The sequence below is a fragment of the Streptomyces sp. KPB2 genome, assembly GCF_003950055.1.
Classification (GTDB): domain Bacteria; phylum Actinomycetota; class Actinomycetes; order Streptomycetales; family Streptomycetaceae; genus Streptomyces; species Streptomyces salinarius.
Window position 1 is genome coordinate 6,622,254 of sequence record NZ_CP034353.1, and the last position, 18,939, is coordinate 6,641,192.

At 73.9% G+C, this 18,939-nt stretch carries 17 protein-coding genes; 14 read left to right on the plus strand and 3 right to left on the minus strand.

Annotated features, from left to right (window positions below):
- Positions 1–64 precede the first annotated feature (64 nt).
- The 3 genes from D1J63_RS29925 (at position 65) to D1J63_RS29935 (ending at position 2,374) form a co-directional block, all read left to right on the plus strand.
- Positions 65–1,243 carry a glycerophosphodiester phosphodiesterase gene (locus tag D1J63_RS29925; RefSeq protein ID WP_125633122.1) on the plus strand — a complete coding sequence of 393 codons (1,179 nt, stop codon included), beginning with the start codon at positions 65–67 and terminating at the stop codon, positions 1,241–1,243.
- Positions 1,244–1,318: 75 nt separating this feature from the next.
- Positions 1,319–1,819: a sigma-70 family RNA polymerase sigma factor gene (locus D1J63_RS29930; RefSeq protein WP_125633124.1), complete on the plus strand. Its 501-nt coding sequence runs from the start codon at positions 1,319–1,321 to the stop codon at positions 1,817–1,819.
- A gap of 57 nt (positions 1,820–1,876) precedes the next feature.
- On the plus strand, positions 1,877–2,374 hold the full coding sequence (locus D1J63_RS29935) for a GNAT family N-acetyltransferase (RefSeq protein WP_125635923.1): 498 nt from the start codon (positions 1,877–1,879) through the stop codon (positions 2,372–2,374).
- A 25-nt stretch (positions 2,375–2,399) separates the two neighbouring features.
- Here D1J63_RS29935 and D1J63_RS29940 read toward each other — a convergent pair whose 3' ends face one another.
- Positions 2,400–2,816 carry a hypothetical protein gene (locus D1J63_RS29940; protein ID WP_102931112.1) on the minus strand — a complete coding sequence of 139 codons (417 nt, stop codon included), beginning with the start codon at positions 2,814–2,816 and terminating at the stop codon, positions 2,400–2,402.
- A gap of 1 nt (position 2,817) precedes the next feature.
- Complete coding sequence (locus tag D1J63_RS29945) at positions 2,818–3,177, minus strand: hypothetical protein (protein WP_007390225.1); 360 nt, start codon at positions 3,175–3,177, stop codon at positions 2,818–2,820.
- A gap of 60 nt (positions 3,178–3,237) precedes the next feature.
- On the opposite strand from D1J63_RS29945, the gene D1J63_RS29950 reads away from it, so the two are divergent.
- The 9 genes from D1J63_RS29950 (at position 3,238) to D1J63_RS29990 (ending at position 15,501) form a co-directional block, all read left to right on the plus strand.
- Positions 3,238–3,888, plus strand: coding sequence for an HAD family hydrolase (locus tag D1J63_RS29950; RefSeq protein WP_125633126.1), 651 nt, complete (start codon positions 3,238–3,240; stop codon positions 3,886–3,888).
- A 426-nt stretch (positions 3,889–4,314) separates the two neighbouring features.
- Positions 4,315–5,388, plus strand: a complete 1,074-nt coding sequence (locus D1J63_RS29955) for an ATP-binding cassette domain-containing protein (protein ID WP_164713036.1) — start codon at positions 4,315–4,317, stop codon at positions 5,386–5,388.
- The gene (locus D1J63_RS29960) at positions 5,385–6,122 is read left to right on the plus strand and encodes a methionine ABC transporter permease (protein WP_164713037.1); all 738 of its coding nucleotides are present in this window, start codon (positions 5,385–5,387) and stop codon (positions 6,120–6,122) included. Before D1J63_RS29955 ends, D1J63_RS29960 begins: the two co-directional genes overlap by 4 nt.
- Positions 6,123–6,191: 69 nt before the next feature.
- Positions 6,192–7,019 carry a MetQ/NlpA family ABC transporter substrate-binding protein gene (locus D1J63_RS29965; protein WP_125633130.1) on the plus strand — a complete coding sequence of 276 codons (828 nt, stop codon included), beginning with the start codon at positions 6,192–6,194 and terminating at the stop codon, positions 7,017–7,019.
- A 159-nt stretch (positions 7,020–7,178) separates the two neighbouring features.
- On the plus strand, positions 7,179–7,817 hold the full coding sequence (locus D1J63_RS29970; RefSeq protein WP_164713038.1) for a GNAT family N-acetyltransferase: 639 nt from the start codon (positions 7,179–7,181) through the stop codon (positions 7,815–7,817).
- Positions 7,818–7,930: 113 nt separating this feature from the next.
- Positions 7,931–9,157, plus strand: a complete 1,227-nt coding sequence (gene cbiE / locus D1J63_RS29975; protein ID WP_102931107.1) for a precorrin-6y C5,15-methyltransferase (decarboxylating) subunit CbiE — start codon at positions 7,931–7,933, stop codon at positions 9,155–9,157.
- 373 nt (positions 9,158–9,530) lie between these two features.
- On the plus strand, positions 9,531–13,259 hold the full coding sequence (cobT, locus tag D1J63_RS29980; RefSeq protein WP_125633132.1) for a nicotinate-nucleotide--dimethylbenzimidazole phosphoribosyltransferase: 3,729 nt from the start codon (positions 9,531–9,533) through the stop codon (positions 13,257–13,259).
- A gap of 189 nt (positions 13,260–13,448) precedes the next feature.
- Positions 13,449–14,681, plus strand: coding sequence for a uroporphyrinogen-III C-methyltransferase (cobA, locus tag D1J63_RS29985; RefSeq protein WP_125633134.1), 1,233 nt, complete (start codon positions 13,449–13,451; stop codon positions 14,679–14,681).
- A 1-nt stretch (position 14,682) separates the two neighbouring features.
- Positions 14,683–15,501, plus strand: coding sequence for an RNA methyltransferase (locus tag D1J63_RS29990; protein ID WP_125633136.1), 819 nt, complete (start codon positions 14,683–14,685; stop codon positions 15,499–15,501).
- Positions 15,502–15,543: 42 nt separating this feature from the next.
- Here the strand turns inward: D1J63_RS29990 and D1J63_RS29995 are convergent, their stop codons facing one another.
- Complete coding sequence (locus tag D1J63_RS29995) at positions 15,544–16,974, minus strand: serine/threonine-protein kinase (protein ID WP_164713248.1); 1,431 nt, start codon at positions 16,972–16,974, stop codon at positions 15,544–15,546.
- Between the two features lie 601 nt (positions 16,975–17,575).
- On the opposite strand from D1J63_RS29995, the gene D1J63_RS30000 reads away from it, so the two are divergent.
- Together D1J63_RS30000 and D1J63_RS30005 are read left to right on the plus strand one after the other, a co-directional pair.
- Positions 17,576–17,758 carry a hypothetical protein gene (locus D1J63_RS30000; protein ID WP_102932230.1) on the plus strand — a complete coding sequence of 61 codons (183 nt, stop codon included), beginning with the start codon at positions 17,576–17,578 and terminating at the stop codon, positions 17,756–17,758.
- Positions 17,759–17,952: 194 nt separating this feature from the next.
- The gene (locus tag D1J63_RS30005; RefSeq protein ID WP_125633140.1) at positions 17,953–18,888 is read left to right on the plus strand and encodes a phosphotransferase; all 936 of its coding nucleotides are present in this window, start codon (positions 17,953–17,955) and stop codon (positions 18,886–18,888) included.
- Positions 18,889–18,939 lie beyond the last annotated feature (51 nt).

Consider the following 18,939-nt stretch of genomic DNA (forward strand, 5'->3'; position numbering starts at 1 on the left):
CCGCTCGCCATGTACGCGCCCCTACGATCGGCCCGCACGGGACGGTCGACGACAGGAGGGCCCCATGGGAACGCAGGAGTCGGACGAGCAGACGGGCGGCACCACGGGACGGCGGGCGCTCCTCGGGGCAGCGGTGCTCGGCGCGGGCGGGGCCGTCCTCGGCCTGCCCGGCGCGGCGAGAGCCGCCGGCACCCGGCACGGCGGCGGACACGGCGGCGGGGTGAAGAGCCTGCCCGTCCCCACCGTCATCGGCCACCGCGGCGCCAGCGGTTACCGCCCCGAGCACACCTTCGGCTCCTACGAGCTGGCCCTCGACCTGGGCGCCGACATCGTCGAGGCCGGCGACCTGGTCCCCACGAATGACGGTCACCTCGTCTGCCGGCACGAGCCGGAGATCGGCGGCACCACCGACGTCGCCGACCACCCCGAGTTCGCCGACCGCAGGCGCACCAAGTCGCTCGACGGCGTCTCGGTCACCGGCTGGTTCACCGAGGACTTCACGCTCGCCGAGCTCAAGACGCTCCGCGCCACCGAACGCATCCCGGCCAACCGGCCGCACAACACGCTGTACGACGGGCGCTGGGAGATCCCCACCTTCGAGGAGGTGCTGCGCTGGCAGAACGAGCAGACCCGCAAGCGCGGCAAGCAGGTGTGGATCTACCCCGAACTCAAGCACCCCACCTACTTCCGCAAGCTGGGCCTGGGCACGGAGGAGCGCCTGGCGCGGCTGCTGCGCAGGTACGGCAAGGACCGGAAGCACTCGCCCGTCATCATCCAGTCCTTCGAACCCACCAGCATCCAGCGGATGAGCAAGCTGGTCCGCAACCCCCTCGCCGTCCTGCTGTCCGGCGCGAACAGCCGTCCCTGGGACTTCGTCGAGACCGGCGACCCGCGCACCACCGCCGACCTCATCACCCCCGAGGGCCTGAAGGAGATCGCCTCCTACGCCCAGGGCATCGGCCCCACCCTCGACCTGGTCATCCCCAAGGACTCGGCCGGCCGCCTCACCGAGCCGACGACGCTCGTCCGCGACGCGCACCGCGCGGGTCTGATCCTGCACCCGTACACCATGCGCAACGAGAACCCCTTCCTGCCCGCGGAGTTCCGCAAGGGCGGCGACCCCGACGCCTACGGCGACGTCTTCGGCGCGTTCCGGACCTACTTCGCCACCGGCATCGACGGTGTCTTCACGGACAACCCGGACACGGGTGTGCTGGCCCGCGAGGACTTCGTCAACGGCTGAGCGGACAGCCCCGGTTGGGGTGAAGCCCCGGCCGCCCGGGCAACCCGTCGCCCGGGCGGCCGCGTCGACGTGCATATGACGCACGACCTGGTCACCTCCCTGCATCCCCTCCTCGCCGCGGAGGCTTCGGCCGAGGCACAGGCCTCCGGGGCCGAACCCGGCGACCTGGAACAGGCGGTCTGGCTGCGCCTGCTGGAACGCCTGGAGTCCGAGGGGCCGCCCTCGGACCCGCACCGCTGGCTGCGCAGCGCCGTGCGCACCGAGGCCCGCCGCACCCGCCGCCGGGTCCGCAACGAGCGGCCGTACGGGACCGAACCCGCCGGTGTCGCCGAGTACGCCCACGAGCCCGAGCGGCTCGCGCTCGCCGCGGCCCGGCACCGCGCGCTGCGGGACGCCGTGCGCCGGCTGCCGGGCCGCTGCCCCCGGCTGGTGGAGGCCCTGTTGTCGCCCAAGGACCTCACATACCGGGAAATCGCGGGGGAGTTGGGTATCTCACAGGGCAGTCTTGGTCCGGAACGCTCCCGATGTCTGGGATGTCTGCGGCGATTGCTGACGCCGGAGGTTGCGGCCGGCTGAGGACGGGGATAGGAGTGGGGGACCACAGGTGATCAGGTGAGCGGGAGGCATGCGCACATGGGCATGAGCGTGACCATCTCGGCGGCGACCGAACAGGACGCCGAGCAGATCTTCCGGCTGCAGTACCTCTGCTTCCAGAGCGAGGCGGCGCTGTACGCCAACTACCGCATCGACCCGCTCGTCCAGACCCTGGACTCCGTGCGCCAGGAGGTCGCCGCCGACTGCGTCTTCGTGGCGCGGCTCGGCGACGAGGTCGTCGGCTCGGTACGGGGACGGGTGACCGAGGACGGGGCGGCGTCCATCGGCAAACTCTGCGTCCACCCCCGCCTCCAGGGGCACGGCATCGGAGCCCGGCTGCTGCGGGCCGCGGAGTCCGCTCTGGTCGAGGAGCGCGGCGCCAAGCGCTTCCGGCTGCACACCGGGCACCGCAGCGAGAGCAACCTGCGGCTGTACCGCCGGGTCGGCTACGAGACGGTGGGGACCGCCGAGGGCGCCGACGGCGTACCCATGATCGTCCTGGAGAAGCCGGCGGAGACGTACGCGACCACGGCCTGAGCGACCGCCGGTGCCCCGACGACCGTTACGCGGTGCGGGCCCGGCGCAGCCAGTACAGGGCCGACAGCGGCAGCAGCACCGGAATGAAGAGGTACCCCATCCCGTAGTCCGACCACACGGTCGCGTCCGGGAAGGCGGACGGCTCCACCAGCGTCCAGGTGCCGACCGTCAGGACGCCCACCAGCTCGGCGGCGCAGCACACCAGCGCCGCCCTGCGGGCCGTCTCGCCGCCGCGCACCAGGGTGTACGTGATGAAGCCGTAGACCACGCCCGCGACCGCCGACAGCGAGTAGGCGAGCGGTGCGCGGTCCAGCTCGGTGGCGATCTGGTACACCGACCGCGACACGGCGCCGACGACCATCACGCCGTACAGCCACACCAGCAGGATGCCGGGCCCGCTGATCAGCCGCTGTCCGGTCTGCTTCTCCTCCGTGGCCACCATGTCAGCCTCCCCAGATGTCATACAGCCGGACCTCGAGGACGGCGAGGACGACACCGCCGGCGGCGACCGTCACCGAACCCCAGCGGGTGCGCTCGGCCAGCGACATGAACCCCGCCGCCGGTACGCAGGCGAAGGCGCCCAGCAGATACGCCACGAAGATCGTCGTGCCCTGCTCCGGGTCCTCGCCCCGCGCCAGCTGCACGATCCCGACCACCAGCTGGATCAGTGCCAGCGCCGAGACCACGGCCATGCCGATGAAGTGCCAGTCCTTCGTCGGCTGGTCACGGTAGGCGGCCCAGCCGCACCAGGCGGCGAGCAGCAGGGCGGCGACGCCGGTCACCAGCGTCAGGACGTCAAGCATGGCAGCGAGCCTATTACGGCCGAAAGGGACCGCGGTCCCCGGCCCCGTAGGGTCGGGGGCATGAAGCTCCACGCACAAGCCCTCCTGTTCGACAACGACGGCACCCTCGTCTCCTCCCTGGACTCCGTGCGCCGCTGCTGGACGCGCTGGGCCGTCGAGTACGGGATCACCGCCGAGCGGTTCGGGCGGGTGGAACTGCACGGGCGGCCGGCCGCCGAGATAGCCGCCGACCTGCTGCCCACCGCGAGGGTCGCCGAGGCCGTCGCTCGGATCGAACAGCTGGAGGTCGAGGACGTGCCGGGCGGGGGCGTGCACCTGCTGCCCGGCACCCGCGAGTTCCTCGACGCGCTCCCGGCCGACCGCTGGGCCGTCGTCACCTCCGCCACCCGGCGCCTCGCCGAGGCCCGCCTCGACGCCGTCGGCATCCTCCCCAAGTCCCTCGTGGCGGCCGACGACATCACCCGCGGCAAGCCCGACCCCGAGCCCTACCTGCTCGGCGCCCGCGCCCTGGGCGTCGACCCGGCCGCCTGCGTCGTCTTCGAGGACGCCCCCGCCGGACTGCGGGCGGGCCGCGCGGCGGGCATGCGGACCGTGGCGTTGGCCACAACCCACCCGGCCGGCGAACTCGACGCCGACCTGGTCGTCGAGGACCTCTCGGCCCTGTCCGCACTGGTCACCGACGCGGGAATCGAGATCTCCGTACGGGACTGAACCGCGCCCCCGCGACCGGCCACCGTCCACCGCTGTCCACCATGCGGACAGCGGTGTCCGCTCACAGGAGCCGGTCTGCTTTACTGATCGGCATGAGCACCACGAGCGACCGCACCCCTGCGACCGAGGCGACCACGACGCCCGGTGCTCGTTGTATGTGCCTGCGAATGTGCGCCTTCTAGAGGGCCCCCGCACCACCTGAGCCTCGCGCCCCGAAGCGAGCGCCCGCTCCTGCTCCGCCCGCGCTCCGCGCGCACGCGGCCGAGCCACGCCCCGCGCACACGTTTCTCCCCGGTCCCACCGCCATGGCGCACCGCCACCGCGAGAACCGTGCCGCGTTCCGAAGGGCCCCGAGAACCCGAAGAACAACGCCCCGTGCCCGGCGCACACCACCGTGCCGCGCACTCGACAGTGACGGAAACCCACGTGATCACCACATCGGGCCTCACCAAGGTCTATCGTTCACGCGGCCGTGAGGTCACCGCCCTGGACGGCGTCGACCTGCACGTCCGCGAGGGCGAGGTGTACGGCGTCATCGGCCAGTCCGGCGCCGGCAAGTCCTCGCTCATCCGCTGCGTCAACCTCCTGGAGCGCCCCACCGCCGGCACGGTCACCGTCGCCGGCCAGGACCTCACCGCGCTGGCCGGGCGCGGCCCCCGCGCGGGCCGGGAACTGCGGCAGGCGCGCAGCCGTATCGGCATGGTCTTCCAGCACTTCAACCTGCTCTCCTCCCGGACCGTCCAGGACAACGTCGAACTGCCGCTGGAGATCCTCGGCAAGTCGGGGAAGGAACGTTCCCGCAAGGCGCTGGAACTGCTCGACCTCGTCGGACTCGCCGACAAGGCCGGGGCCTACCCCGCCCAGCTCTCCGGCGGCCAGAAGCAGCGCGTCGGCATCGCCCGCGCCCTGGCCGGCGACCCCAAGGTCCTGCTCTCCGACGAGGCCACCAGCGCCCTCGACCCGGAGACCACCCGCTCCATCCTCCAGCTGCTGCGCGACCTGAACCGGCAGCTCGGGCTGACCGTCCTGCTCATCACCCACGAGATGGACGTCGTCAAGAGCGTCTGCGACTCGGCCGCCCTCATGGACCGGGGCCGCATCGTCGAGTCCGGCACGGTCGGCGAACTCCTCGCCACCCCGGGCTCCGAACTGGCCGCCGCGCTCTTCCCGGTCGGCGGCCAGGCCTCCGGCGACGACCGCACCGTCCTCGACGTCACCTTCCACGGCGAGGCCGCCACCCAGCCGGTCATCTCCCAGCTCTCGCGCACCTACAACATCGACATATCGATCCTCGGCGCCGCCATCGACACCGTCGGCGGCCTCCAGGTCGGCCGGATGCGCATCGAACTGCCCGGCCGCTACGAGGACAACGTCGTACCCGTCGGCTTCCTGCGCGAACAGGGCCTGCAGATCGACGTGGTGAACGAGACGGCGGACGCACCGGGCGGGTCCGCCGACTCGGCCGCCTCGGCTTCGCTGGTGAAGGAAGGTGCCAAGTGACCTGGTCGCAGATGCAGCCGCTGCTGGAGCAGGCATCCTGGGAGACCCTGATCATGGTCGGCTGGTCCACCCTGATCGCCGTCGTCCTCGGGCTCCCGCTCGGCGTGCTCCTCGTCCTCACCGACCGCGGCGGCCTGCTGCAGAACGTCCTGGTGAACAAGGTCATCGGGCAGGTCGTGAACATCGGCCGCTCGATGCCGTTCATCATCCTCATGGTCGCGCTGATGAGCTTCACCCGCTGGGTCACCGGCACCACCATCGGCAGCGAGGCCGCGATCGTGCCGCTCGCCATCGGCGGCATCCCCTTCTTCGCGCGGCTCGTCGAGACCGCCGTGCGCGAGGTCGACGGAGGGCTCGTCGAGGCCGTCCAGTCCATGGGCGGCAACACCTGGACCATCGTCCGCAAGGTGCTGGTCCCCGAGGCGCTCCCCTCCCTGATCGCCTCCACCACGACCACGGTCATCGCCCTCATCGGCTACTCCGCCATGGCCGGCACCGTCGGCGGCGGCGGCCTCGGCGACCTCGCCGTCCGCTACGGCTACCAGCGCTTCGAGCCCGGCTTCATGTGGATCACCGTCGCGCTCCTCGCCGTCGCGATCTCGCTCATCCAGTTCGCCGGCGACTACGCGGCCCGCACCCTGCACCGCCGCGGCGGACGCGGTGGCGCGGGGCCCAGGCTCCGGCTGCTCAAGGCCAAGGAGCCCGCCGCGGCCGACGTGAGCAAGGTCGCGTAGCCCCACCCCTCAAGACTCCCCGTCCGCCACCCGGAACGGGGTCGCACCACCTCAGGAAAGGCACTTTTCGTGCGTAACACCGCCAAGATCACCACCGCCGTCCTCGCCGCCGGAGCCCTCACCCTCGGCCTCAGCGCCTGCGGCTCCGACAAGGACTCCGCCTCCGACACCTCCGGCCCGCTGGTCGTCGCCGCGAGCCCCACCCCGCACGCCGAGATCCTCAACTACGTCAAGGACAACCTGGCGAAGAAGGCGGGCCTCGACCTCGAGGTCAAGGAGTTCACCGACTACGTCACGCCGAACACGGCGACGGAGGACGGCTCCGTGGGGGCCAACTACTTCCAGACCCAGCCCTACCTCGACGACTTCAACAAGAAGAACGGCACCCACATCGTGTCCGTCGTCGACGTGCACCTGGAGCCCCTGGGCCTCTACTCCCACAAGGTGAAGAAGGCCGACGACCTGAAGAGCGGTGCGACCGTCGCCGTCCCCAACGACACCGTCAACGAGGGCCGCGCCCTGCAGCTGCTCGCCGCCAACGGGATCATCGGTCTCAAGGACGGCGTCGGCACCGCGGCGACCCCCGCGGACATCACCAAGAACCCGAAGAACCTCGAGTTCAAGGAGCTGGAGGCGGCCCAGACCCCGCGCTCCCTGGACGACGTGGACGCCGCGGTCGTCAACGGCAACTACGCCATCGAGGCCGACCTGAAGCCCGCCGAGGACGCCCTCGTCCTGGAGAGCGCCAAGGGCAACCCGAACAGCAACCTCCTCGCCGTGAAGGAGGGCCACGAGGACGACCCGCGCGTCAAGAAGCTCGCGAAGCTCCTCAACTCGCCCGAGGTGAAGAAGTTCATCGAGGACAAGTACGACGGCGCCGTCCTGCCCTCGTTCTGACCCTGCCCCCGGCCCGCTTCCCGGGCCGGAACCCCGCGTCACCCACCGGGTCCGCTCCGTGCCTACGGGGCGGACCCGGTGGTGTGGTTGAGTGCTTTCATGCTGCATGCTGGGCAGTTCGAGCAGGCCCTGACGGTTACCCAGGTTACGGAGCGGCGCATGACGAGCACCTTCCCCAACATCTCCATCAGCACGGAGCGGTTGGTGCTGCGCCCCCTCGACGAGGACGACGTCCCCGCGCTGGCCGCGATGATGAACGACGAGCAGGTCGCCGCCTGGACCCACGTCCCCCAGCCCTTCACCGAGGCCGACGCCGCCGCCTGGATCGGCGACCACGCCCCCGCCGAACGCGTCGCGGGCCGCGGGCTCGACCTTGCCGTCACCGAGTTCCTCACCCAGCGACTGGTCGGCGTCGTCCAGCTGACCAGGACCAACTGGCACGTACGGTCCACCGAACTCTCCTACATAGTCGCCCCCTGGGCCCGGGGTGAGGGGTACGCCTCCGAGGCCGCGCTGGCCACCGCCCAGTGGCTCTTCGGCGACCAGAAGTTCGAACGCGTCGAACTGCGCACCGCGGCCGACAACACCGCCTCCCAGCAGGTCGCCCAGAAGATCGGCTGCATCAGCGAGGGCGTCCTGCGCGGCGCCTGCATGGCGCGCGCCCGCACCGACGACGGCGTCTGGACGGACGTACGCACCGACTTCATCGTGTGGAGCCTGCTGCCGGAGGACCTCGAGGGCGCCACCGGACAGCTCACCGACACCGACGGTTTCACCACCTTCACGGACTGGAACTGAGACACGGGGCCACCCGCACCACCCCGGGCCCGGACCGCACCGGGTAACCTCTCGGGGCGCGCCCGCGCCGGTTCCGCTACCACGACCTGCGAAAACCCTGGAGACTGACGACGATGGCCGACCGGGTCACGGTGATCGGCTGGGACGGTTCGCCGCTGACCGCCGCGGCACGCTCAGCACTGGGTGCCGCCACGCTGGTGGCCGGCGCCCCCCACCACCTGGCACTTCCCGAGGTACCGCCCGCCGCCGAGCGCATCCGCCTCGGCAGCGTCGCCCTCGCTGCCCGCCGCCTCGCCGCCCATCGCGGTACGACCGTCGTACTGGCCGACGGCGACCCCGGCTTCTTCGGCGTCGTACGCACCCTGCGGGCCCCCGAGTTCGGCCTGGAGGTGGAGGTCGTCCCCGCGGTCTCCTCCGTGGCCGCCGCCTTCGCCCGCGCCGGGATGCCCTGGGACGACGCCCACGTGGTCGTCGCCCACCCCCGCACCCTGCGCCGCGCCGTGAACGTGTGCCGGGCCCACCCCAAGGTCGCCGTCCTCACCTCACCGGGCGCCGGGCCGGCCGAACTCGGGCTGCTGATGGAGGGCGTCCACCGCACCTTCGTCATCTGCGAGGAACTCGGCACCACCCGCGAACGGGTCACCGTCGTCACCTCCGACAAGGCCGCCGACCACACCTGGCGCGACCCGAACGTGGTCATCGTGGCCGGCGGCAGCACCGGCCCCGCCACCGCGGGCGACGGCGCCGGCTGGATCGCCGGCCGCGACCCCGCCACCGGACCGCGCGGCTGGTCCCTGCCCGCCACGGCGTACGGCGGCGACCTGGGCGAGGGCGAGACCGACCTGCTCCGCACCGCCCAACTCGCCCGCCTCGGACCGCGCCTGGGCGACCTCGTGTGGGACATCGGCTGCGGCAGCGGCGCCTTCGCCACCGAGGCCGCCCGCGCCGGCGCCGCCGTCATCGCCGTCGACCGGGACCGGGACGCCTGCGCCCGCACCGAGGCCACCGCACGGAGCTTCGGCGTCCAGCTCCAGACCGTGCACGGCAACGCCCCGCACGTCCTGGAGAACCTCCCCGAACCGGATGTCGTCCGGGTCGGCGGCGGGGGAGCGGCCGTGGTCTCCGCGGTCGCCGACCGCCGCCCGCAGCGCATCGTCGCGCACGCCGCGACCCGGGACGCGGCCGAACTCGTCGGCAGGGACCTGACGGAGCACGGCTACCGCGTCGAGTGCGCCCTGCTGCAGTCCGTCGGACTCGACACCCGGGCCTGGACGGAGACCGAGCGGAGCGTCGCGTTCCTGCTCAGCGGAGAGATCGTGCGGCGCGAATCACCCCGCTGAGGACCGGCGGCGACCGCGCCCCGTGATCGGTTGTTCATACTGCGCGGGGTAGGCTGGCGGATTGTTGTACCGCGTGCGGACACCCGGCAGTTCGTCGGGCGATGTCCGTAAAAACCCGTACCTTCGGGGGTGGGTGTGGTACGGCAGAACCGGAGGACGCGCAACGTGGCGCAGTCCACAGCGGGCCGTCGCGGATCAAGCTGTCGTGGCGGGGGAACGACCGCGACAATGCCACTGAATGGCTTTGTCGTCTTTTCCGGCAGGTCGTTCGTGCCGCTGGGCACGCACGCTCGTTCTTCACTACGGGGCGGTCGGTGCGCCGTCCCGGGTGAGCTGGTCGTAGAAGCACTAACCGATGGGCGAGGGGTTACGCATGACCGACACCGGCCAGATCCCGGGCGAGGGGCTGCCGGAGAACGCAGGCATGGTGGAGCAGCCGGGCGTCCCCGCACCCGGCGCGTACACCTACCTCTCCGAGGCCACCGCCGAGGACGAGGACCTGTTGTTGCTGCCGGGAGCCCAGAGTGCTTGGGGCAACGAGGTCGCGCCGCCGGCGCCGGAGCCGGTCGTCGAGACCGTGCACCAGCCCGGCCCGCACGAGATGTCCGGCCGTGACAGCGGCTCGGTCGACCTCAGTGGCGTCCGCCTGCCCGAACCGGCTCAGGACGCGGCTGCCGCCCCGGCCCCGCCGCGCAGACCCCTGCACCTCGGTCCGCCGATCCCGGACACCTCCGCCAGCCCGGTCCGCTCGCTCGCCGACCGCGGCCCCGCCGACGCGCCGGTACGTCATCCCGGCCCGCCGACCGCGGGGCCCGAGTACCTCGACGTGCCGCAGGCCGCCGTGGCGACCCCGCAGGCGGCGGCGCCCTGGGGGGCCCAGCAGGCACCGCAGGCCCAGGAGGCGCCGGTGAACACCGGGGCGGGGCATGCGGAAACGGTTGTTCCGGTACCGGAGCAGCAGCCGGCCGAGCCGGTGGGTGCGGCCCAGGCGCTCGTGACCCGCGTGGCGACGGAGGCCGTGGCGGCGACCGGCGGGACGCGCGCGGACGCCGGGGAGCCCGGCGAACCGCAGGAGGCCCCGGCGACAGAGCCGGCACACACCGACGCGGGACAGGCGACCGGTCCCGCGGAGGAAGCCGTACCGGTTCCCGAGGCGGCTCCCGAGACGGTTCCCGCGGAGCCCGTGGCCGAGCCCGTCCAGGCGGCTCCGGACGCCACGGATGTCCCGGAGGCGCCTGCCGCTCAGGAGGCCCAGGAGGCGCCTGCGGTGCAGGAGATCCAGGAAGCCGCCGCGGGTCAGGAAGCGCCGGGAGCACCCGCTGTTCAGGAGGCGCCGGAGGCCCCCGCGCAGCCGGCTCCGGAAGAAGCAGCGGCGGAGGCACCGGCCGAGGCACGGGCAGAGGCACCGGCCGAAGTACCGGCGCCGGCACCGGGCGAAGTACCGGCCCCGGCCCCGGCAGAAGCACCGCAGGCACTCGGCGAACGGTCGGTGGCGGACGCCCCGGTGGCCGATGCCCCAGCGGCCGACACCCCGCACGCCGCCGCACCGCAGGAGCCCGCGCCCGCCGAGGTGCCCGAGCCCGAGCCCGAGCCCGAACTCGGCGACGCTCAGGCGTCCGACGCGCCCGTGGCCGTCGCGGAGCCCGATGCGCCCGCACCCGACGCGCCCGCGCCCGAAGTTGCCGCGCCCGAGGCTGCCGCCCCCGAGCCATCCCCGGCCCCGGCCCCGGAGCAGCCCGCCCCGGTGTCGCCGGAGCCCGCGCAGCCCTCGCAACCGGAGGCACAGAGCGCCCCGGGCGATGCGCCGCAGCCGGACGTCCACCCCGCGCCGCAGCCCGCCCAGGGCCCTCAGTCCCTCACTGACGCCACCATGCAGGAGCAGGAGCAGGAAGTCGTCGTGGCCGACGTAGCGGCGGAGCCCGAAGCGTCCGCGCCCGACACGTCCGCCTCCGGCGCCACCGCCGCGCAGGAGCCCGTGCCCGCGCCGGCCCCCGTCGCCCGGGAACCACACCTCGCCCAGCCCGTGGGCCAGTTCCTCCCCGTCGACGGCGGGCAGGTGCCCACGACGCCGCACCTCGCGCCCACACCGCCCGAGGCGGTCCTGGTCCCGCCGGAGGCGGCCCCGGCGCCCGTCGCCGCCGCCCCGGTGGCCGAGGACGCCCCGGCGGCGGTGCCGGCACCCCGCGAGGCCGACCCCGAACTCGCCCAGAGCGTCGACGACCTGGACACCCGCGGCGCCGGCGAGGACGACCACGTGGCGGAGGCGGCCGAAGCGACCGCCGAGCCCACCGAAGCGACTGCGGAGTCACCCGAGTCACCCGAAGCGCCCGAAGAGCCCGAAGAGCCGGCGGAGGCACGGCAGCCCGCCGGACCGGCGGCCCCCGCCTACGACGACGCCGAGCGCGAGGCCGTACTGAAGGTCATGCGCGAGCGCCGCGACATCCGCAACGGCTTCCGCAGCGACCCCATCCCGCACGAGGTGCTGCTCCGGGTCCTGGAGGCCGCGCACACCGCGCCCTCCGTCGGTCACTCGCAGCCCTGGGACTTCGTCGTCATCCGCTCCGCCGACACCCGCCGCGCCATGCACGAACTGGCGATGCGTCAGCGCGACGCGTACGCCAAGTCGCTGCCCAAGGGCCGGGCCAAGCAGTTCAAGGAACTGAAGATCGAGGCCATCCTCGACACCCCGGTCAACATCGTCGTCACCGCCGACCCGACCCGCGGCGGCCGCCACACCCTCGGCCGCCACACGCAGCCGCAGATGGCGCCGTACTCCTCCGCGCTCGCCGTCGAGAACCTCTGGCTCGCCGCCCGCGCCGAGGGCCTCGGCGTCGGCTGGGTCAGCTTCTTCGACGAGCGCGAGATGGTCCGCGCCCTCGGCCTGCCCGAGCACCTGGACGTCGTCGCCTACCTGTGCGTCGGCTACGTCGACGAGTTCCCGGACGAGCCCGAGCTGATGCAGGCCGGCTGGTCCAAGCGCCGCCCGCTGTCCTGGGTGGTGCACGAGGAGACGTACGGCCGTCGCGCCCTGCCCGGCGAGGCGCCGCACGACCTGCTCGCCGAGACCGTCGCGCAGATCCGCCCGCTGGACGCCAAGGCGCTCGGCGAGGCCTGGGAGCGGCAGAAGCGGATGACCAAGCCGGCCGGCGCGCTCGGCATGCTGGAGATCATCTCCGCCCAGCTGTCCGGACTGTCCCGGCAGTGCCCGCCGCCCATCCCGGAGCCCGCGGCGGTCGCGGTCTTCGCCGGTGACCACGGCGTGCACGCCCAGGGCGTCACCCCCTGGCCGCAGGAGGTCACCGCCCAGATGGTGGCCAACTTCCTGGGCGGGGGAGCCGTCTGCAACGCCTTCGCCACCCAGGTCGGTGCCGAGGTGTGCGTCGTGGACGTCGGTGTCGCCACCGACCTGCCCGCCACGCCGGGCCTGCTGCCCCGCAAGGTGCGCGCGGGCACGTCCGACATGACCACTGGTGCCGCGATGACCCGCGAGGAGGCCAAGCAGGCCATCGAGGTCGGCATCGAGACCGCCCGCGACCTGGTGGCGGCCGGCAACAAGGCGCTGCTGACCGGCGAGATGGGCATCGCGAACACCACCGCGTCCGCCGCGCTCATCTCCGTGTTCACGGGCGCCGACCCGGCCGAGGTCACCGGCCGCGGCACCGGCATCAACGACGAGACGCTGGCCCGCAAGACCGAGGTCGTCCGCCGCGCCCTGGAACTCCACCAGCCGGATCCGGCCGACCCGATCGGCGTGCTCGCGGCGATCGGCGGCTTCGAGCACGCGGCGATGGTCGGCCTGCTGCTCGGCGGCGCCTCGCTGCGCACCCCGGTGATCCTGGACGGCGTCAGCGCCGGTGCCGCCGCCCTGGTGGCCCGCGCGATCGCCCCCGAGGTCCTGGCGGCCTGCATCGCCGGTCACCGCAGCGCCGAGCCCGGCCACGTCGCCGCGCTCAACAAGCTGGGCCTGCGCCCGCTGGTCGACCTCGACCTCCGGCTCGGCGAGGGCACCGGCGCACTGCTCGCGCTCCCGATGGTGCAGAGCACCGCGCGGGCCATGCACGAGGTGGCGACGTTCGACTCGGCGGGCGTCACCGAGAAGTAGCGGCCGCACGACGCGGGGCCCCGGACCACCGTGCCGGGCCCCGCGGGGCTCCCGTGCCCGCAGCCCCGTCCGGCGGCCGTCCAGCCACCGGACAGTCGGTCCACCCACCGGACCAACCGAGCCCCCACGGGCCACCCCGCCGTAAAATCCGCACGTCAGCGCCACCGCCGCAAGAGGAGCCGTCCCCTCATGGCCGAACACCCCGCCTACCCCGTAGGCCTCCGCCTCACCGGCCGTCGTGTGGTCGTCCTCGGCGGCGGGCAGGTCGCCCAGCGCCGTCTGCCCGCCCTCATCGCGGCCGGCGCCGACGTCCGCCTCGTCTCCCCGGAGGCGACCCCGTCCGTCGAAGCCATGGCGGACGCCGGGGAGATCACCTGGGAGCGGCGCCCCTACGCCGAGGGCGACCTCGCGGACGCCTGGTACGCCCTGATCGCCACCAGCGACACCGGGGCCAACAACGCCGCCTCCGCCGAGGCCGAGCGGCACCGCGTCTGGTGCGTCCGCTCCGACGACGCGGACCTGGCCACGGCCTGGACCCCGGCGACCGGACACAGCGAGGGCGTCACCGTCGCCGTACTCACCACCGACGCACGCCACCGCGATCCCCGCCACACCGCCGCCATCCGCGACGCGGTGGTGGAGGGCCTGCGCGACGGCACCCTCGTCGCCCCGCACCGGCGCACCCGTACGCCCGGCGTCGCCCTGGTCGGCGGCGGTCCCGGCGACCCGGACCTGATCACCGTCCGCGGCCGCCGCCTGCTCGCCGAGGCCGACGTCGTCATCGCCGACCGGCTCGGCCCCCGCGACCTCCTCGCCGAACTGCCGCCGCACGTCGAGGTCATCGACGCCGCCAAGATCCCGTACGGCCGCTACATGGCCCAGGAGGCCATCAACAACGCGCTGATCGAACACGCCAAGCAGGGCAAGTCGGTCGTACGGCTCAAGGGCGGCGACCCGTTCGTCTTCGGCCGGGGCATGGAGGAGGCGCAGGCGCTGGCCGAGGCGGGCATCGCGTGCACCGTCGTCCCCGGCATCTCCAGCACCATCTCGGTCCCCGGCGCGGCCGGCATCCCGGTCACCCACCGGGGCGTCGCCCACGAGTTCACCGTGGTCAGCGGGCACGTCGCCCCCGACGACGAGCGCTCCCTGGTCGACTGGCCGTCGCTGGCCAGGCTCACCGGCACGCTGGTGATCCTCATGGGCGTCGACAAGATCGGCAGGATCGCCGAGACCCTCGTCGCGCACGGCAAGTCCCCCGACACCCCGGTCGCCCTCGTCCAGGAGGGCACCACGGCCGCCCAGCGCCGGGTGGACGCGACCCTCGCCACCGTCGCCGAGACGGTCGTCGCCGAGGAGGTCAGGCCGCCCGCCGTCATCGTCGTCGGCGCGGTCGTCGCCGTCGGACCGCACGGGACGGTCTGACATGGCCGACCTCATCACCGTCGACGACCCCGACGACCCGCGCCTGCACGACTACACGGGCCTGACCGACGTCGAGCTGCGCCGCCACCGCGAGCCCGCCGAGGGCCTGTTCATCGCCGAGGGCGAGAAGGTCATCAGACGGGCCGGCGAGGCGGGCTACGCGATGCGCTCCATGCTGCTGTCCGCCAAGTGGGTCGACACCATGCGCGACATCATCGACGAGGCCCCGGCCCCGGTGTACGTCGTCGACCCCGCGCTCGCCGAACGGGTCACCGGGTACCACGTGCACCGGGGCGCGCTCGCCTCGATGCAGCGCAAGGCGCTGCCCACGGCCGCCGGTCTCCTGACCACCGCCCGGCGCGTCGTCGTCATGGAGTCCGTCAACGACCACACCAACATCGGCGCGATCTTCCGCTCCGCCGCCGCCCTCGGCATGGACGCGGTGCTGCTCTCCCCGGACTGCGCGGACCCGCTGTACCGGCGCAGCGTCAAGGTCTCGATGGGTGCGGTCTTCTCCGTGCCGTACGCCCGCCTCGACCTCTGGCCGGCCGGGCTCAGGGAGGTCCGCGAGGCGGGCTTCACGCTCCTCGCCCTCACCCCCGACGAACAGGCCGAGTCCCTCGACGCGGTCGCCCCGCACCGGATGGACCGGGTGGCCCTGATGCTGGGTGCCGAGGGCAGCGGCCTGTCCCGGCGGGCCCTCGCGAAGTCCGACACGTGGGTCCGCATCCCGATGTCCCACGGCGTCGACTCCCTGAACGTGGGCGCGGCGGCCGCGGTCGCCTTCTACGCGGTGACGGCAGGACGCCCCACGGCGTAGACCGCCCGCGGCGCCCGGACCCGGCGCCTCGGACTCGGCGTCTCAGACTCGGGGTGCCCGCCGCTCCGACAGGTCGCCGGGCGGATCCACCCGCTCCTGCTGGGCGGCCCGCACACCGCCGCGGTCGTCGCCGAGCCCACGCGCCGGCCCCTGGCAGCCCTGTGCCGCGGCGATGCCCAGCGCGACCAGCAGCGTCACCACCACGAACACGAACAGGCGCTGCCGCAGCAGCCGCGGATTGGCGGGCCGCCGCCAGCCGGTCCCCGTCGTCCGGGGCGCCGTACGGCCGGCTCCGCTGCGGGGTGCGGACCGGCCTCCGTCGTTGCGGGAGGCGTTCCGGCCGGTGGTGTCGCGGGACGGCGTGGGCCTGGACCCGGACCGCGCCCCCGTACCGCCGCCCCGCGACGGCGTGCCACCGCGCGAGGGGCCTGCGCCGCGCGCGGGCGTTCCACCCCGCGACGGCACGGAACCCCGGGACGCGGACCCCCGCGACCCCGACGTGCCGCGCGGCGCGGGAGTGCCCGGCGCGCCCGCCCGGCCCTGAGGACGCCGCTGGGCACGCTCCGGATAGGTGTCGGCGAGCCGGCCCGTGGGCACGTCGGCCTCACCACTGCGCGGTGCGGGCGGCCGTACGTCGGCCATGCCCTGTGCCTCCCGGGCGGCGATCTCCTTGAGCCGCAGCGACAGCTGAAGGGTGCTGGGGCGCTCCTCGGGGTCCTTGGCCAGGCACGCCCGCACCAGCGGGGCGAGCGCGTCCGGGACGCCGTGCAGCTGGGCCTCCTCGTGCACCACCCGGTACAGCATCACCTCGGAACTGCCGTGCCCGAAGGGCGAGTCGCCCATCGACGCGTACGCCAGTGTGGCGCCGAGCGAGAACACGTCCGTCGCCGGCGTGACCGCGGCACCGCGCACCTGCTCCGGTGCGAGGAAGCCGGGGGAGCCGACCGCGGTGCCGACGTGCGTGAGCGTGGAGGCACCGGTGGCCCAGGCGATGCCGAAGTCGATGATCCGCGGCCCCTTCGGGGACAGCAGGATGTTGGACGGCTTCAGGTCCCGGTGCACCACACCGGCCTCGTGCACGGCGACCAGGCCCTCGGACAGCGCGGCGCCCACCGCCGCGACGTCGGCCGCGCCGAGCGGGCCGCCGTCGACGACCTTGTCGTGCAGGGAGGGGCCGGGCACGTACTGCGTGGCGAACCAGGGGCGGTCGGCCTCCAGGTCCGCGGCGACCAGCCGGGCGGTGCAGCCGCCCCGGATGCGCCGGGCCGCCGAGACCTCGCGCGCGAACCGCGACCGGAACTCCTGGTCCTCGGCCAGGTCCGGCCGGATGACCTTCAGCGCGACCCGCTGCCCCTTCTTGTCGGAGCCCAGGTAGACCACGCCCATTCCACCCGCGCCGAGCCGCCTGTGAAGCCTGAACGAGCCGACGACGCGCGGGTCCTCGCGCCTCAGGCGCATCATCGCCATGTTCATCCCCGCTGCCCGGTCCCTGTGACGTGCCACAGCTTACGTTTCCACGGCCGCCCGTGCGCAGAGGCCGCGCCCTCTCGGGACAACGGATTGTCAGTGCCCCGCGCGAGAGTTGAGGCCCGGTCAGCGATCGCGCGGACGGACCGGCCGCGCCGCGTCCATGATCCCAACCGGCCGCCGGGACGGGGGGATTGGACCGGGCGACGGCGGTCGGGCGGAGGCGGCCGGGGAGGGCGGCGGGACACCGCGCGGCGGTTGCGCGGTGGACGGCCGAGCGGGGTCCGGGACGGGGACGGAGGTGTTCCGGGAGGCGGCCGAAGTGAGCGAAGTCACCGGACAGCCCGGAGATACCCGGACACGGTGGGCACCCCGTCCGGGAAGACCCCGAGACCCGGAAGCCGGTCTCCACCCAGGGGAGTACGCGGCAGGTCGTGGCTCATCCTCCGGGAGGCCCGGCAATCGGTACGAGGGCATGACGTCGGGCGATCGCCCGACGCATAGATTTGAGGTCAAGCGGCGGGTGCAGCACTCGTCCCCCGAGGTCAGACACCCGCCGCTGCAGCGAGACAACACACGCGACAACGAAACGGTCAGGAGAGGGACCATGGCCCAGACGGCTCCGCGGACAGTGGTCCGCACCCGGGAAAGCCGCCGTCACGGCCGTCGCCACCCCGCGGTGGCGACGCTCATGGCCCTGCCCCTGGCGGTCCTGCTCCTCCTCGTCTTCGACGGGTGGGAGACAGTGGCCACACAGGCGTCGTCCGTGGGTGTGGTGCTGGGGCGCTGAGCGGCGACCCCAGGCCCGGAAGAGCGGTCCGGGCGGGGACACCCATCCATGAAACCCCGTGGGGACGGGGGTGCGGCGGACGGCAAAAATGCCGGCGCAGCTGGGGAGCTGCGCCGGCATTGCTTTTCCGCCCCCGCGTCGCATCGGGCCGGGACCGAGCACGGCGGCACCCCCTCCTGCGTACCCTCACCCACGTGACCACGGACGCCCCCGCCCTCCTCCCCGCCCTCGAGGCCCGCGTCAGGGAAACGGCCCACGCCCGCACCCCGGCCTGTCCCTGCGGCGCGGCCACCCTCGCCGACCGCCCCGACGCCACCGTCGTCCGGCACGCCGGCACCGTCGCCAAGGCCCACGCCGCCGACGCCGACCCCGCCGAGCTGGCCCTCCGTGTCACGGCCGCCGCCCGACTCCCCGGCGTACTCCTGCCCCCGCTCGCCCCGGCCCCCGTCGTCCTGCACGGGCGGCTCGTCACGTACTGGCCCTACGGCGCGCCCGTGGACCCGGACGATCCGGACGCGGCGCCGTGGGAGGCCGCGGCCACCCTCCTCGCCCGCCTCCACCGCACCGCGGCCCCCCTCGCCGTGCCGCCCATGCGCGGACCCGCGAAAGCGGCCCTGGCGGTGGCCCGCCTCCGGGACACCGCCCCCGGCCACCCCGCCACCGCGCCCGTACGCGCGGCCTGGGCGGCGCTCCCCGCCTGGGCGCGCGGCGCGGCCGCCATGCCGGACACCACCACCCTCTGCCACGGCGACCTCCACCTCGGCCAGCTCATACGCCACCCCGCCCCCGACGGCCCCTGGCTGCTGATCGACGTCGACGACCTCGGCACCGGCGTCCCGGCCTGGGACCTGGCCCGCCCCGCCGCCTGGTACGCCTGCGGGCTGCTCCCGCCCGAGGAGTGGCACCGTTTCCTGACCGCCTACCGCGCCCGCGGCGGACCGGCCGTCCCCGCCGACGGCGACCCCTGGCCCGCCCTGGACGTCCCGGCCCGCGCCCTCACCGCCCAGACCGCGGCGCGGGCCGTCACCAAGGCGGTCCTGGCGGACCGGCCCCTGGACGAGGTGGAGCGCGCCCTAGTCGACGCCTGCGCGCGCATGGCGTCGGTCCGGCCCGACGCCCCGCACGGTTGAGGCGAAGTTCCGCGCAGTAGGGTGCAACCGACCCGCGGCGGGACAGAGTCT